Origin of the sequence: Streptomyces sp. NEAU-W12, from assembly GCF_026242095.1 — a bacterium.
In the GTDB taxonomy this organism is placed as follows: domain Bacteria; phylum Actinomycetota; class Actinomycetes; order Streptomycetales; family Streptomycetaceae; genus Streptomyces.
This window is the reverse complement of the sequence record NZ_JAPJDM010000015.1, coordinates 34,772-49,330: the sequence shown is the minus strand read 5'-3', so window position 1 is coordinate 49,330 and position 14,559 is coordinate 34,772. Positions and strand designations below refer to the sequence as shown.

Genomic DNA, 14,559 nt, shown 5'->3' with positions numbered 1-14,559 from the left:
GGTTGCACGTGTCGGCCGAACGCCGAGGCGCAGGTGGTGGGGCGGGCACGGGCCGGGTCGAGGGCGTTGGCGACCTCGTGGAAGGCGATCCGGTCGGTCGGCCCGATCGCCACGTGCTCGGACAGGTCGACCGGACACAGGTCCTGGAGCAGCACGTTGCGCACGTTCGGCCCGCTCAGGTACTGGCTGCAGTAGGGGGTGACCACCTGGCCGTACCGGGTGGCGATGACGGTGTGACGGACGCCGGGCACGGTGTCCCCGCCCGCGTTGAGCCGGGTGGGGAAGTCCGAGCCGGCGACCTGCTGGGCGAGGGCGGGGGTGGCCTCGCCCAGCGGGTCCCCGACGCCGGGGAAGTACGGCAGCAGGTTGGTGAGGCCCGCGAGGGTGGTGCCGTGGTTGCTGGGGGCGATCCCGACCGCGCTGCCGCCCGGGAAGGGCGAGCCGCCGCTGTCGCCGGGCTCGGCGCAGACGCCGGCCCGGATCAGGCCGTTGACGGTGTCGCCGCTGCCGTGGTTCACGGTGGCGTCCAGGCCCGTGGCCGTGCCGGAGTGCACCTGGGTCGTGGAACCGCTGCGGGTGGCCTCCCTGCCGACGGCGGCCTCGGCGGCGCCGGAGATCGCCTGCGCGGAGCCCTCGTAGAGGTTCGCTCCAGGAAGTGCGGCAGTTCCACCGGGAAGGGCGGCACCGGCGTGGATTTCTCCTCGCCCCCGCCCGCCACGACGGGCCGCGGCTCCCGCGGCTGCGGCGCGGGGGCGTGTCCGCCATCTGCCGGGCCGCTTCGGCGGGCTGCCTGGACGCCTGGAGTTCGGCGTCGGCGGCGTCGGCGGCGGCGGCGAAAGGGCGAGCCCCCGCACGCTGGTTGCGTGCGGGGGCTCGTCGTGTGTCGGCCACTGCGAGGTCCTGCGCCGCGGGACCGGTGGTACCGGCCGGTCCCGGTCGGCGGACGCCCGGCCTAGTAGACGCTGACCCCGTAGGCGCTCAGGGCCTCCGTCACCGGCTGGAAGAAGGTCGTGCCGCCGAAGGAGCAGTTGCCGCTGCCCCCGGAGGTCAGACCGTACGCGGTGCCGTCGCTGCCGTAGAGCGAGCCGCCGGAGTCGCCGGGCTCGGCGCAGACCGTGGTCTGGATGAGACCGGAGACGATTTGGCCGCTGCCGTAGTTCACGGTCGCGTTGAGGGCGGTGACCCGGCCGCTGCGCGTACCCGTGGTGGACCCGTCGCGGATGACGGTGGTGCCCACGCTCGGAGTGGCCGCACGCGTGATGTCCACGCCGTTCGCGGTGCCGGGGCGGCTGACCGAACCGGTGTAGCGCACGATGCCGTAGTCGTTGCCCGGGAAGCTGGACCCTGCCGTGGAGCCGATGACCGAGGTACGCGCGGAGTTGGAGTACCAGGTGCTCGAGCCGGCGGTGCAGTGACCGGCCGTCAGGAAGTACTCGACGCCGCTGCTGCTGCGGACGTTGAAGCCGAGGGAGCAGCGCCCGCTGCTCGAGTAGATGGCGTCGCCACCCTGGATGAGCTTGGTGAACTTTCCGGGCGTGCGCTTGATCTGCAGCGCACCGGCGTCGGCACCGGCCTCCTGCTTGATCTGCGCGATCTCGGCCGCGGACACCGTGCTGTCGACGGTGACGACAACCCGGTTGGTCTTGCTGTCGACGGCCCAGGCGGTGCCCGGGACGTCGGCGTCCAGCACCGAACCGCTGACGCTCTTGAGCTCGGCGGAGCTGAAGGTGGTGGGAGCCTCGGACGCGTTCGCGCTGGGGATCGCGATCGCGGCGGCGGCCACGAGACCGGTGGAGACGGCGATCAGCCGGGTACGTCTCGACATGCCGCTGCGGGGGGTGGTGCGCTTGATCCTCACTTCTCGTTCCTCCATGAAGGAAGTAGGGGGCCCTCGTGGGGTTGGGGCCCGTGAGGCGCAGTCAGGGGACCGGTCACCCGGATTCCGGATATGCCGTGCCCCTGACAAGCGCTGGGGGTGAGTATTCGGTCCACGGCCCGGTCGACGCAAGAGTGCCTTTCGGTCGTCGCCCCGCGCACCGCCCGTACGGCACGCCCCTCGGCCCCCTCGCGTCACCAGCCGATACCTCTGCGCCGCAACCGGTCGCCCGCACCCCCGAGATGTCCGGAAGTAACCCCTCCGAATACTCTTGCCGACGACTCTCCGAACAGGCGCCGAAGGCCTCGGTAACCGCCGGACGGCATGCCGGGCCGCCCTGTGCCCCGGGCTCAGCAGTCGCACCCGCAGTCGCAGCCGCCGTCCTCGCCACAGCAGCTGCAGCAGTCGCAGCACCCGCCGCAGTCGCAGGGGGAGCAGGCCTGCCTGCGCTCCCCGGTCCAGGGGTCCTCGTAGGTCCCGCAGCACACCTGGCACGTGCAGAACAGCCCCGCCCACACCGCGCACCCGGCGATCAGCCCGCGCCGGCGCGGCGGCCCGGGCGGCACCGGGCCTCCGGGACCGCCCGGGGCGCCGGGGGCGCCGGGCGGTGCGTAGGGGTGAGAACCGTGGGCACAAGAAACGGTGTTGAAGGCACGATCCACGGAGGGGGGCAGTTCATGGACGAGCAGCTGGTGAGCCAGTCCGCCGTCGGTGCTGTGCCCTCCCGGGGATGCCCCGGCCCCCCAGTCCACCTCGCGCAGCGCGAGCCGGATGCCACGCACGGCGTCGTCGGCGAGCCGGCGCGCCTCGGCGAGCGGGGTGCCGGTCGCGGTGAGGGGGTTCCACGCGCCCGACGCGGCGTCGGCCTCCCGGTCCTCCACGGCGTCCAGGAGATGGGCGAGCCGGCCGAAGAGCCGCCCGGCCTCGGCGAGCGGCCCGGCGTTGCGCGGCCGTCCGGCGAGTATCGCGGTGTGCGCGAAGGCGGCCGCGGTGGCGGTCTCGGTCGGTTCGGTGACGGTGAGGATCGGGGTACCGAGGCCGGCGAGGGTCTCGATGCCGGTCTGCCGGTCGACGGCGTCGACCAGGACGGCCGTGTCGAACCCGACGTCCGAACCGGTCCGCGCCCCGGCCCGGTCCCAGCGCGCGGCGACGCGGCGCGCGGCGAGCGCCACCGGGCGGCGGGCCAGCAGCCCGTCCCGGTCGGCGACATGGTCGCGCACCTTGGCGGAGGCCAGGACCAGCGAGACGGCCGCCGCGAGCCGCGCGCCCTCACCGTGCGCGACGGAGGCGGTCCGCATCCCGCGCAGCGGACACGGCCCCGCCGTGCGCCGTCCGGCACCGGCCCGTCCGGCCTGAGCCTCCGTCAGGACGGAGACGAGCAGCCCGTCGTAGTGGGTGACGACGCGCGCGAACTGTCCGTGGTCCCCGCGCAACGCCAGACACAGTCCGCACAGATGTGCCGTCCACTGGGCCGCGAGCCGTTCACCGAGCCGGTGCCGGCAGGGCCTGACGATTCCGAACATGACGTCCCCCCGTGGGCGGTCCGATATGGAGCGGCGGCATCGTACCCAGGGGCGCCTTCACCCGTACGCGCCGCCGATCACCCATACGCCGAGAAGAATCATATTTCACTCACCGTCAGCATCCCTTTACATCAGGACCCTTGGGGGGCTTGGGCTCTCGACGGATGCGCCCTGCACCAGTACCGTCACAAACCCCCCGCGCGGCGTCCAATCGCTTGGCGCGCCATCCGCATCATGGACGACCATAGGTATGCGGAAAGCAAGAAGGACCGCTGTGAGAGGAGGCGTCCATGGGATCGGTACGCAAGGCAAGTGCCTGGCTTGGCCTCGTCGACGACAACGAAGACGAGCGTTACTACGACGACGACTACTCCGACGGGGCCGAGCCCGGGGACGCCTGGGTCACTGATCCGCGGGTCAAGGTGGCCACGGACGTCGCCGCGGAGAAGGGCCGCCGCATCGGGACGGTGACCCCGGACGGCTTCCGGGACGCCCGCGCCATCGGCGAGCTGTTCCGGGACGGGGTCCCCGTCATCATCAACCTCACCGCGATGGACGCCGGTGACGCCAAGCGCGTCGTCGACTTCGCCGCCGGGCTGATCTTCGGTCTGCGCGGTTCCATCGAGCGTGTGTCCAACCGCGTGTTCCTGCTGAGCCCGGCCGACACCGAGGTCGTCAGCGGGGAACCGGCGGCGCACCGGTCGGACGGCTTCTTCAACCAGAGCTGAGGCGGGGCCGCTCGCCGGCCCCGCACCCGCCCCCACCCGCACGGCCCACCCGGCCTACCGGAACGCGTCGATCCCGGTCAGCGCCTTGCCCAGCACGAGCTGGTGCATCTCCACGGTGCCCTCGTAGGTGAGCACCGACTCGAGGTTCGTCGCGTGCCGCATGACGGGGTACTCCAGCGAGATCCCGTTGGCACCCAGGATCGTGCGGGCCGTACGGCAGATGTCGATGGCCTCGCGGACGTTGTTCAGCTTGCCGAAGCTGACCTGCTCGGGCCGCAGGCGGCCGGCGTCCATGCGCCGCCCGAGATGATGGGCGAGCAGAATCCCCTTGTGCAGTTCGACCGCCATGTCGGCGAGCTTGGCCTGCGTCAGCTGGAACCCGCCGATGGGCCGCCCGAACTGCTCCCGCGACTTCGCGTAGCCGACGGCGGACTCGAAGCAGGCGCGCGCCGCGCCCATCGCGCCCCAGACGATCCCGTACCGGGCGTGTGTCAGGCAGCTGAGCGGTCCGCGCAGACCCGTCGCCCCGGGCAGTACGGCGTCGGCGGGCAGCCGTACGCCGTCGAGGACCAGCTCGCTGGTGACGGAGGCGCGCAGCGACCACTTGTGCCTGATCTCGGACGCCGAGAACCCGGCGCTGCCGGTGGGCACCACGAAGCCGCGGATCCCGTCGTCGGTCTGCGCCCACACCACGGCGACGCCGGCGACCGAGCCATTGGTGATCCACGTCTTGCGGCCGTTCAGCACCCAGTCCCCGCCGTCGCGCTTGGCGTGGGTCCGCATGGCGGCGGGGTCGGAGCCGTGGTCGGGTTCGGTGAGCCCGAAACAGCCGATCACCTCTCCGGCGGCCATCCCCGGCAGCCACTGCCGCTTCTGCTCCTCACTGCCGAACCGGTGGATCGCGTACATGGCGAGCGAGCCCTGGACGGAGACCAGGGACCGGATGCCGGAGTCGGCGGCCTCCAGCTCCAGGCAGGCGAGCCCGTACTGCACGGCCGAGGCGCCCGCGCAGCCGTAGCCGTCGAGCGGCATGCCGAGCGCGCCGAGCGCGCCGAGTTCCCGGGCCAGCTCGCGGACACCGGGCAGTTCACCCTTCTCGTACCAGTCGGCGACGTAGGGCAGCACCCGGTCCCCCGCCCAGGCGCGCACGGTGTCCCGGACGTCCAGGTCCTCCGGCTCCAGCAGGTCGTCGAGGCCGAGCGGGTCGGCCGGGTCGAAGGGGGGCAACTTCGCGGACGCGGACATGGACACCCTCCGGGGCGCTCGGGCCGGGGCCGAACCGGGCCGGATGCGGCCGGTGGCCGGTACGGACCCGGCCGGGGCCGATGCGGCTCGTGCTGCTCAACCAGCCAGGTCCGGAGCGACGTTACGACGCGGTGCCGCGCGCGTCCACCCGGCCGCACCGCGGCACGCCTCACACCGAGACGCGGGACTCCGCGGCCTCCCTCGGCGCGGGGACGTCGGCCACCTCGGCGGGCGCATCGGCCGCGGTCGCCGGCTCGCACTGCATCGTCCGCGGCAGCCGCAGCGCCATGACGGCCCCGAGCAGCAGCAGGGCCGCGCTGACCAGCAGGGTCACGTGCAGCCCGTGCACGAAGGCGTGGCGGGCCGCGTCCCGCAGAGCGGCTCCGGCGGGCCCGCCCAGCTGTGCGGCGACCCCGTAGGCCTCGCCCAGCGAGTGCCGCGCCGCCGAGGACTCCGAGGCGGAGACCCCGGGAACGTCCCCGAGGCGGGGCGCGTAGGCCGCGTTCATGACGCTGCCGAGGAGCGCGATCCCGATTCCGGCGCCCAGCTGGTAGGAGGTCTCGCCTATGGCGGCGGCCCCGCCCGCCTGTTCCGACGGCGCCTCGCTCAGCATCGACTCGTACGCCCCGAACAGGGTGGTCTCCAGGCCGAAGCCGAGCAGGACGAACCCGCTCAGCAGCAGGACGCGGTTGTCCTGCCCGCCCATCGGGGTCAGCAGCAGCACCGCGGCGGCCGTCAGACAGAATCCGGAGAAGACCATGCGACGCGGTCCGAACCGGCGCAGCAGCCGCGCGCCGGCCAGCCCCGCCGCCATCGCGGCGAACGTCAGCGGCAGCAGGCGCAGTCCGGTCTCCAGCGGGGAGAGTCCGAGGACGAGCTGGAGGTACTGCGCGGCGATCAGTTCCAGTCCGACCAGAGCGAGCATCGCCAGCACGATGCAGCCCACCGACGTGCTGAACGCCGGCCGGGCGAACATCCGCAGGTCGACCAGCGGATGCGTGCGCCGGCGCTGCCGGCGGACGAAGGCGGCCAGCAGGGCGGTGCCCGCGGCCAGCGACAGTACGGTCCACAGGCCTCCGGCGGACCCGCCGCCGAGCCGCTTCACGCCGAGGACCACCGAGAACAGCCCGGAGGCGGCCATCAGTGCGCCCGTCACGTCCCAGGGGCCGGTGCCGTCCCCCTTCGACTCGGGCAGCAGGATCCTGCCCACCGGGAGGCTGACCAGCATCAGCGGGATGTTGATGAGGAAGACCGAGCCCCACCAGAAGTACTCGAGCAGGAAACCGCCGAGCAGCGGTCCGACCGCCGCGCCCACCGCGGCGACCGCGCTCCAGATGCCGATGGCGAGCGCCCGCTCGCGCCGGTGGGGGAAGACCTGTCGCAGGATCGACAGCGTCGCCGGCATGATCATCGCGCCGCCGACGCCGAGCAGCGCCCGCGCCGCGATCAGCACCGGAGCGCTGTCCGCGAGCGCCGCCAGTCCGGAGGCGACCCCGAACAGGGCGTAACCGAGCAGGAGGACGCGTCTGCGGCCGACCCGGTCGCCCAGTGTGCCGAAGAGGATCAGCAGTGAGGCGCAGACCAGCGGGTAGGCGTCGACGATCCAGAGCAGTTCCATCGCGCCGGGCCTGAGGTCCTCCGTGACGGCGGGGACCGCCACGTGCAGCACTGTGGCGTCGACGGCGACGAGCAGCAGGCTGACGCAGAGGACGACGAGCACCACCCAGCGGTTGGCACCGGCCCCGGCCGCCCGACGGCGCAGCGCGGCAACCGTGGTCGTCCCGGACATGTACAGACCTCCCAGATGTTCCCTCGCCCTCGGCGGGCTCACGGGGTGGGGGACTCCCCCGTGACTCGGCCGGAGAGGAGCGGTAGGGCTCCGGCCCGTGCAACGAACGGCGAGTGACAGGCAGCGTACGCGAGGCCGCGCCGGTGTCGAGTGGCGGGCCTCTCACATCTCGGGCCCACAGGTGTGGCGTGCGCCACTTCCGCACCGCTGCCCACCGTTTCCCGCGGCCCGCTCCGGGGGTTCGCACGCCCCGTGGGACGGACCGGCCGCGCGCCCGGTCGATAATCGGGCCCGTGACCGTTCTCGAGAGACATGCCGCACCGGCCCGCCCCGGAGCACTGCGCAGGGCCGCGCCGGCGCTCCTCGGGTACGCCGCCGTGCGCGCCCTGGGCCTCCTCGTTCTGGCCCTGTGGAGCGAGGCCCGCGGCAAGAGCGCGTACACCTTGCTCACCGCCCGCTGGGACGCCCTGTGGTACACGAGGGTCGCGGAGCTGGGGTACGGCTACGAGGTGCGCCTGGCGAACGGGGACGTGCACTCGAACCTGGCCTTCTTCCCCCTGCTCCCCTGGCTGGAGCGACTGGTGGCGGCGGTGTCGCCGCTGTCGTACGCGGACGGGGGCTTCGTGGTCGCCGTGTCGGCCTCGCTCGCCGCGGCCTGGGGGATCTTCGCGGTGGCGGACCAGGTGTACGGGCCGCGGGCCGGGGTGGGCGCGGTGCTGCTCTGGGCGGTGCTGCCGGTCGGGATCGTCCAGTCGATGGCGTACAGCGAGTCCCTGTTCACGGCGCTCGCCGCGTGGTCGCTGTACGCGGTGCTGACCGGGCGCTGGGTGACGGCCGGTGTCCTGGCGGCGCTGGCCGGTCTGACCCGCCCGGTCGGGCTGGCGGTGGTCGCGGCCGTCTGGGCGGCGGGCGTCGTCTCCTTCCTGCACGAGCGCCGCACGCGTGAGGACGAGCACCGCTCGTTCGGTCGGAGTGGTGGCTCGACGACGGTGGACGGCGCGCGCTCCGGGAGACGCGCCGCCACGGAGGGGACCACCCGGCGCGTGCCCCGAGCCGGGGGCGTGCCCGTCCTGCCGGGCGCCCCCGGCTCGGGCGTCCGCCGGGCGCTCGGCCTGTTCGTCGCTCCGCTCGGTGCCGCCGGTTACGTTCTGTGGGTCGGGTACCGGACCGGGGAGGGCCTGTTCGGGTATCTCGAGGTGCAGGCGGGCTGGCGGAACGGGTTCGACGGCGGTTTCGCCTTCGCCCGGTTCACGGCGGAGAAGTTCACGTCGCTTCCGTCGGCCCCGGCGGGACTCGGGCTGGTTCTCGGGGTCGGACTGCTGGTCCGGCTGTACGTGCTCTGCGTACGACAGCGTCAGCCGCTCCCGCTGCTGGTGTACGCCGGTGTCGTCACCCTCCTCGCCCTGTGCGCGTCGAGCTACTTCGGCTCGAAGCCGCGTCTGCTGATGCCCGCCTTCCCGTTGCTGCTGCCCCCCGCCCTGGCCCTGGCCCGGCTGCGTACACCCGGGCCGGCGCTGGTGGTGGGGTCCGCGGCGGTGGCCTCCGCGGTGTACGGCGCCTTCTGGCTGAACGGCTCCGGGCCACCCTGACCGCTCCCGCGGGCCGTACCCGGCCCCTCCCGTGCCGACGAGCGGTGAGCACCGGGGAAAATCTGGGCCAGCCTTCGGTGAACGCATTCCAAAAGCGCGATAAAATCGCCCTCTCGAATGATCAAAGGAATTGGGACAGAAGCCGTCCGGGGATTGCTGATTCGCGGAAAACAAAGGCCGCCTTGAGAGCAATCCCACATCACATCGTCATCACAAAGCCGCCGATTCGACGGGTCAGCGCGTTCACTCCCTGTAACGTCGATTGGGTGCGTACCGAACGGAAGACCACCCGTCTGGACCGGGTGTTCGCGAGGCTGGATCGTGAGCCGGAACGACCGGCCCACCTCGACGTGCCTCGAATGAGCCGGCACCGGACGGTGCTTTTCGGCTCCACCCTGGCCTTCTACGTGGCGATCGTGTGGGCCGTCGTCATCACGTCCTGGCTGGTCCGGCTGGACTGGCAGGTGATGTTCTTCCGCCCGTACGAGCAGTGGGCGGAGCTGCACGCCTTCGTCGACTACTACGTGGTGCTCGGCCAGCGCGGTCCGACCGCGGTGATGGTCGCGGCCTGGCTGGGCTGGCGCTCCTGGCGGCAGCACACGCTGCGTCCGCTGCTCGCGCTCGCGGTCTCCCTGCTGTTGCTCAACGTCACCGTCGGTGCCGCGAAGTACGGCATGGGGCGCCTCGGACCGCATTACGCGACCGAGATCGGCTCCAACGAGATGTGGCTCGGCGGCAGTATATTTCCCAGCGGCCACACCGCGAACGCCGTGGTGACCTGGGGGATCCTGGCCTACCTGGCCTCCGCTCCCTGGGCGCGGCGCTGGTTGTCCGCCCTGTCCGCGGTGACCTCGCTCGGCGTCGGACTCTCCACCGTCTACATCGGCACCCACTGGCTGAGCGACGTCCTGCTCGGCTGGGTGGCGGGCCTGCTGATCCTGCTGGCCCTGCCCTGGTTCGAGCCGCTGATCGCCCGTGCCGAGGACCGGATCTTCGGCTGGCGCGACCACTGGCGGGACCGCCGGCGGGCCCGACGGGGCCGGACACCGCTCCCGGCCCCCGCCGTCGCGACACCGGTCATGCTCAAGCCGCTCACCGGCCGCGAGGGCAGCGCGGCCCCCGAGCCGGTCCCGGCGTCCCGGTCGGGCGGCCGGCCGGGCGCCTATCTGGCGCCGGGACCGCACTCGACGCGCGGGGAGCGCGCACCGGTCACCCCCGCCGGCAGCCGCCGCCCGCCGCACGGCGAGCGTCATCCGCGCGGGAACACCCCGGCGACCCGCCCCTGACGACCCCACAGGGCCCCGCGGCGGCGGCCCGGCACACGCACCCCGGCCCCGGCTCTCTCGTGGAACCGGGGCCTCTGCCGTGTCTCAGCCCTTCCAGGACCTCGCCACCGTGCCGTCCCTCACCTCGAAGTTCAGCCGTCCCACCCGGTACTCCATGGTGATGATCGCGCCCGGCGGCAGCGCCCGGACCGCCGCCCAGCCGCGCTCGCGCGCGAGTTGCTCGGCCCGGTCCGCGGGCAGGCCCACATAGGCGTCCGGGCTGTCGTCGGGTTCCGCGGAAGGTGTCGGAATGGGTGCCATACGGTCACGCTATGCCCTGCCCGGCGGGCGGGGAAGGCCGGACCGGGAACACCTGCCCGAGATCCCCCGGCGGTCACACTTCTGTCACAGGACCACGACAGACGTTTATGCTCGCCACCCTCACACGAATGGGTGATTTGAAGCCTCTTCGCGCGGGAGGCGAACACAATTTCCGGCCATCGCGCCGACGTCGCTGATAAACCCGGCGAGGAGTTCCCGAAGAAGTACCCCGGGGCCCCTTCAGGTCATTCCATTCCGTCGTCGTGACTGCAGGTACGCGCCCCGGCGACGACTCTCCACGGAAAATCCGCCGTTCCCCCACACGGTCCGCACGCTCCGGCGTCAGCGCGCCGCGTCCGCTTCCCCCGCCCGGGCCAGGGCGCGGGAGAGCCGGTCGCGGGCCGCGGCGATCCCGTCGGTCAGCCCTGCCGGCTCCAGCACCTCGAACTCGAAGCCCAGCAGCAGCACGTGGACCATCAGGGCGTCGAAGCTCGCCGCCCCGGTGCTCAGGACACAGGCGTCCGGCCCGTCCGCCCGGAGCGCGCCGGCGGAGGGCGAGATCCGCTCCGCGGCCTCCTCGACGGGCACCAGCAGCCGGATCACGGCCTGCGAGGCGTACGCGCGCGTGGAGACGCCCCGGGACACATAGGCGGCCAGGTCCCCGGCCGGGGGTTCACGCGGGACGAAGCGGGGGCCGTGCGGGGGCTTCGGGGTGAGACGGTCCGCCCGGAAGGTGCGCCAGTCCTCGCGGCCGAGGTCCCAGGCCACCAGGTACCAGCGGCGTTCCGAGCACACCAGACGGTGCGGTTCCACGGTGCGGCGGCTTATCGCGCCCTCGTGGTCGCGGTACTCGAAGCGCAGGCGTTCGGTGTCGCGGCAGAGCTGGGCGAGTTCGGTGAGCAGGGCCGGGTCGACGGCGTCGGCGCCCGGCCCGCGCAGCATCGGCACGGTGACGGCGTTCAGGGCGCCGACCCGGCGGCGCAGCCGGTCCGGCAGGACCTGTTCCAGTTTGGCCAGGGCCCGCACCGAGGTCTCCCCGATGCCTTCGATGCCCTGCCCGGCCGCCGTACGCAGGCCGACCGCGACGGCGACGGCCTCGTCGTCGTCCAGCAGCAGCGGCGGCAGTTCGGCCCCCGCGCCCAGCTGGTAGCCACCACCGGTTCCGGGGCTGGCGTTGACGGGATAACCGAGTCCGCGCAGCCGGTCCACGTCCCGGCGCAGGGTCCGGGAGCTGACCCCGAGCCGCTCGGCCAGATCGGCGCCGGACCACTCACGGTGGGCCTGGAGCAGGGACAGCAGACGCAGCAGACGTGCCGAGGTCTCCACCATGGGCCGAGTCTGCCAGCCTTTGCGGACAGCCACTGTCCGCGAGGAGGCGGCCCCGCCCGGCGGCCGGGAGCCGGAGGCCGGCAACCGGCGGCCGGACGGGGCCTCACCTCGGGACCCGGCGCGTTCGGCGGCTCGGAGCACGAGACGCCGGCCTGGCAGGATCACGTCGGGGTCGCCGCCGATGACGGCCTCGTGAGCGGCGTGCAGCTGCTGCCGGGCGGTGCCGGGCCGGGCCGGGCGGCGATGGTGCTCGGTGTGTCGCCCGCACGGACGGTGTGTTCACCGCCGGACGAGCTCCGCTGCGCGCCGCCCGGCGACCGGCCGGCGCCTTCGACGGGACCGCCCGCTTCGGCCGGGTGGCCTGGCCCGACTGGCCCGACTGGTCCGACTGGTCCGACTGGTCCGACTGGTCCGACGAGGTCGACCGCGGGGAGGAGCCCGCCGGTTCGCGGGTTTCGCCAGGGCTTCCTCGGCGGCCGCCGAGCCGGCGCCGGGTGCGCTTCCGGACGCTTCGGCACGTGCCGAGCAGGTGGGCCGGGCGCCCCGGCCCTGCCCCTGCTGGACCTTGGTGGCGACAGCGGTCTGCTGGGCCCTGGTGGCCCGGTCGGCGGCCGGCGCGTAGGCCGTGCCGCCGGACGCGCGCCAGGGGGAGGCGGAGAACTGGAGCCCGCCGTGGTAGCCGTTGCCGGGGTCGGTGTGCCGGTTGCCGCCGCTCTCGCACTGTGCGATGCGGTCCCCACCCCGCCGTCCGCCGCGGGGCGCGAGCAGGGCCGCGCCGGCCAGAGCCGCCGCCGTACGGGGGGCTTTGGGGTCTTCCGGCTCCTGCGGACGCCGTCGCGGGTGGTGCCGGCACCATCGGACATGCAGCTCCCTCTCCGAAGCCCCGGGGCCCCCCGGGGCCGGGCGCCGTCGCCGCGTCGCGGGACGCGGCATGCCGCGCTCGCCCCGCCCGCCGTCGGGTCGTGCGACGGATCCGGTGGTGCGGTGGATCCGGCTGGTGCGGTCGGCGGACGTTCCCGAGCGGTGCTCGCTGCACACGGTGGAGGAATCCAGACAGCCGACCGGACCGGACTCAAGCAACTCCCCCTACTCGCAGGCCAGTTCCTGATTACCGCCGGCAACTGCAATTCCGGGAACCCCACTTCACTCCCTGATTTCAGGATGTGCCGGCCAGCGGGCCGCGCACCGTGGAAGTCGCCTCACTCGAGCAACAGCATGAGTGTTGCAGACAGTTGACGGTGAGTGCCCGGTCCCGTGCCGGAAGTGACCGTGCGCCCGGGATGGTTCGATTCCGTTCGCTCCCGGGCGTGACTCCCGCCACAGATCGCCCGTTGTCATCTGTACGAGCCGGGGACCCGCCCCGGACCACGGGCCGGGCCCCACCCGGCCTCGCCACGCACCGCATCCCGAGGGAGCCACCCGTGCCGCGCATGCTCGACGTCAGCGACGAGGTACGCGCCGAGATCGGCGACGAAGAAGCGGACCGCCTGCTCGCCGGAGATTCCGCCCCGGGCGGTTACGACTGCACCTCCTGCCGCACACCGGGCGATCCGGAGCAGGAGCGGACCAGCACTGTCCTGTTCATCGGGGACGAGACCGCCGTTCTCGCCTTCGCCCACTCCACCTGCCTGCCCTCGCAGGTCGTCCAGGTCACCGAGGCGCAGCTCCAGGGCGCCGTGCGGTCCATCAACGGCGACGCCGCGGCCCCGCCGGCGCCCGTGCGGGACGCGCAGGCCGCCCCCGGCCGGGCCGCACCGCACGTCGTGCCGGAGCAGGCGGTGCTCGGCGTGACCAGCGGGCTGGTCCTGATCGCCGGGGAGTTGCACCCGGCGCTGGTCGTCGAGCCGACCGCGCCGGTGGCGCGGCCCGGTTCACCCGGGTTCGGCGACGACTTCCTGCCGCTGCTCGTCGAGCAGGGCTTCACGCCCGTGACCGAGCTGTCCACCACGCCGTCCGTGCTGCACGGCTGGTCGGTCCTGCTGGCCGTGGGGCAACTGCACGCGGTGCTCCAGCCGAACCCGAACGGCGGGCAGCCGGTGGCCTGGTGGCAGGCGCACCAGCCGCTCCAGGTCACCGAGGGCTGGCGGGCGGCCGCCAACAAGCACCAGCAGGTACTGCTGTTCGCGGCGCCGGTCGGCTCGATCGGCCGTCAGCCGCGCGAGGACCTGCTGCGCGACGCGCTGGACAGGGCCGCGGCGGGTGGAAGGCTGGTCGCGGCGGCCCTGCCGCTCGCCGGTCTCTGACCGGCTGACGGCCGATGACCGGCGGCTGACACCCGACCGGGATCCGGCCGCCGGCCGACAGGCCGGTGACCGGCGAAAACCCGTACCACGGCCGCATCCCTTGCCGGGCGGGGTCGTTGGGAGATACGTGCACGCATACGACACTCCCCGCCGCCAGCCCTTCCCCTTGGCCCCCGCCCCCGTGCGGTCGGCTCAGGACTCCGCGGGCGGCCCTTCGGCCACGCCGATCTACGACGCGCTCTACGCCGAGTACGTGAAGTCCTTCCGCTCGCTGCCGGGCGACCGCAGCGGCGAGGAGAAGCTGGGCTTCACCTCCTTCGGAAGCGGCCCGCACAGTACGGGATCGCCCGTCGGCCACGGTTCGGGGACGTTCGGCGGTTCCGTCGGCGGCGAGTCGTACGGTGCCTACAGCGCGGGGGCGAGCAGCGCCCGTCAGGGTGCGGGCCGGCAGCCGCAGTGGCAGCGCGTCCCGGCGGTCGGCCGGCACGCCGTCGGGCGGCCCCACGCGCCGGCGGCACTGCCCCCGGCCCCGCGCCGGGAGACCTGACCCGGGGCCACCGGACCCCGGCCCTGTCGACCGGGCATGGGGGGGGGGGGGGGGCCCGGCGGGGCCGCGCCCCGCACCCAGCCCCGCCCCGGGGACGCCCCTGA

General features: G+C 73.5%; 13 protein-coding genes and 1 pseudogene. 6 read left to right on the top strand and 8 right to left on the bottom strand.

Annotated features, from left to right (window positions below; all coding sequences use genetic code 11):
- Positions 1 to 17 precede the first annotated feature (17 nt).
- A pseudogene (locus ORI94_RS20010) lies at positions 18 to 416 on the bottom strand (lipase); the annotation flags it as partial.
- Between ORI94_RS20010 and ORI94_RS20005 the strand changes: the two are divergent.
- A complete protein-coding gene (locus ORI94_RS20005; RefSeq protein ID WP_266077478.1) occupies positions 397 to 639 on the top strand; it encodes a hypothetical protein in 243 nt (80 codons plus the stop codon). The pseudogene ORI94_RS20010 and the gene ORI94_RS20005 sit on opposite strands and share 20 nt — an antisense overlap.
- A 313-nt stretch (positions 640 to 952) precedes the next feature.
- On the opposite strand, the gene ORI94_RS20000 is transcribed toward ORI94_RS20005, so the two are convergent.
- Both ORI94_RS20000 and ORI94_RS19995 read right to left on the bottom strand, forming a co-directional pair.
- A complete protein-coding gene (locus ORI94_RS20000) occupies positions 953 to 1,858 on the bottom strand; it encodes a S1 family peptidase (RefSeq protein ID WP_266077709.1) in 906 nt (301 codons plus the stop codon).
- Between the two features lie 368 nt (positions 1,859 to 2,226).
- On the bottom strand, positions 2,227 to 3,399 hold the full coding sequence (locus ORI94_RS19995) for a DUF5685 family protein (RefSeq protein ID WP_266077476.1): 1,173 nt from the start codon (positions 3,397 to 3,399) through the stop codon (positions 2,227 to 2,229).
- 290 nt (positions 3,400 to 3,689) lie between these two features.
- Between ORI94_RS19995 and ORI94_RS19990 the strand changes: the two genes are divergently transcribed.
- Positions 3,690 to 4,127 (top strand): cell division protein SepF, encoded by a 438-nt coding sequence (locus ORI94_RS19990; RefSeq protein ID WP_042168720.1) that lies wholly within the window; start codon positions 3,690 to 3,692, stop codon positions 4,125 to 4,127.
- A gap of 54 nt (positions 4,128 to 4,181) precedes the next feature.
- Here ORI94_RS19990 and ORI94_RS19985 read toward each other — a convergent pair whose 3' ends face one another.
- Positions 4,182 to 5,372, bottom strand: coding sequence for an acyl-CoA dehydrogenase family protein (locus tag ORI94_RS19985; RefSeq protein ID WP_266077472.1), 1,191 nt, complete (start codon positions 5,370 to 5,372; stop codon positions 4,182 to 4,184).
- Positions 5,373 to 5,541: 169 nt separating this feature from the next.
- Positions 5,542 to 7,161: an MFS transporter gene (locus ORI94_RS19980; protein WP_266077470.1), complete on the bottom strand. Its 1,620-nt coding sequence runs from the start codon at positions 7,159 to 7,161 to the stop codon at positions 5,542 to 5,544.
- A gap of 293 nt (positions 7,162 to 7,454) precedes the next feature.
- Between ORI94_RS19980 and ORI94_RS19975 the strand changes: the two genes are divergently transcribed.
- The gene (locus ORI94_RS19975) at positions 7,455 to 8,750 is read left to right on the top strand and encodes a mannosyltransferase family protein (RefSeq protein WP_266077468.1); all 1,296 of its coding nucleotides are present in this window, start codon (positions 7,455 to 7,457) and stop codon (positions 8,748 to 8,750) included.
- Between the two features lie 266 nt (positions 8,751 to 9,016).
- The gene (locus ORI94_RS19970; protein WP_266077466.1) at positions 9,017 to 10,036 is read left to right on the top strand and encodes a phosphatase PAP2 family protein; all 1,020 of its coding nucleotides are present in this window, start codon (positions 9,017 to 9,019) and stop codon (positions 10,034 to 10,036) included.
- Positions 10,037 to 10,120: 84 nt separating this feature from the next.
- Here the strand turns inward: ORI94_RS19970 and ORI94_RS19965 are convergent, their stop codons facing one another.
- The 3 genes from ORI94_RS19965 to ORI94_RS19955 all read right to left on the bottom strand — a co-directional run bounded on the left by ORI94_RS19965 (position 10,121) and on the right by ORI94_RS19955 (position 12,598).
- On the bottom strand, positions 10,121 to 10,336 hold the full coding sequence (locus ORI94_RS19965; protein ID WP_266077464.1) for an I78 family peptidase inhibitor: 216 nt from the start codon (positions 10,334 to 10,336) through the stop codon (positions 10,121 to 10,123).
- Positions 10,337 to 10,678: 342 nt separating this feature from the next.
- Positions 10,679 to 11,665: a helix-turn-helix transcriptional regulator gene (locus ORI94_RS19960; protein ID WP_266077462.1), complete on the bottom strand. Its 987-nt coding sequence runs from the start codon at positions 11,663 to 11,665 to the stop codon at positions 10,679 to 10,681.
- Positions 11,666 to 11,944: 279 nt separating this feature from the next.
- A complete protein-coding gene (locus ORI94_RS19955) occupies positions 11,945 to 12,598 on the bottom strand; it encodes a transglycosylase family protein (RefSeq protein ID WP_266077707.1) in 654 nt (217 codons plus the stop codon).
- A gap of 488 nt (positions 12,599 to 13,086) precedes the next feature.
- Between ORI94_RS19955 and ORI94_RS19950 the strand changes: the two genes are divergently transcribed.
- Positions 13,087 to 13,908 carry a hypothetical protein gene (locus ORI94_RS19950; protein WP_266077460.1) on the top strand — a complete coding sequence of 274 codons (822 nt, stop codon included), beginning with the start codon at positions 13,087 to 13,089 and terminating at the stop codon, positions 13,906 to 13,908.
- 127 nt (positions 13,909 to 14,035) lie between these two features.
- Complete coding sequence (locus ORI94_RS19945; protein ID WP_266077458.1) at positions 14,036 to 14,455, top strand: hypothetical protein; 420 nt, start codon at positions 14,036 to 14,038, stop codon at positions 14,453 to 14,455.
- The last annotated feature ends 104 nt before the right edge of the window (positions 14,456 to 14,559 follow it).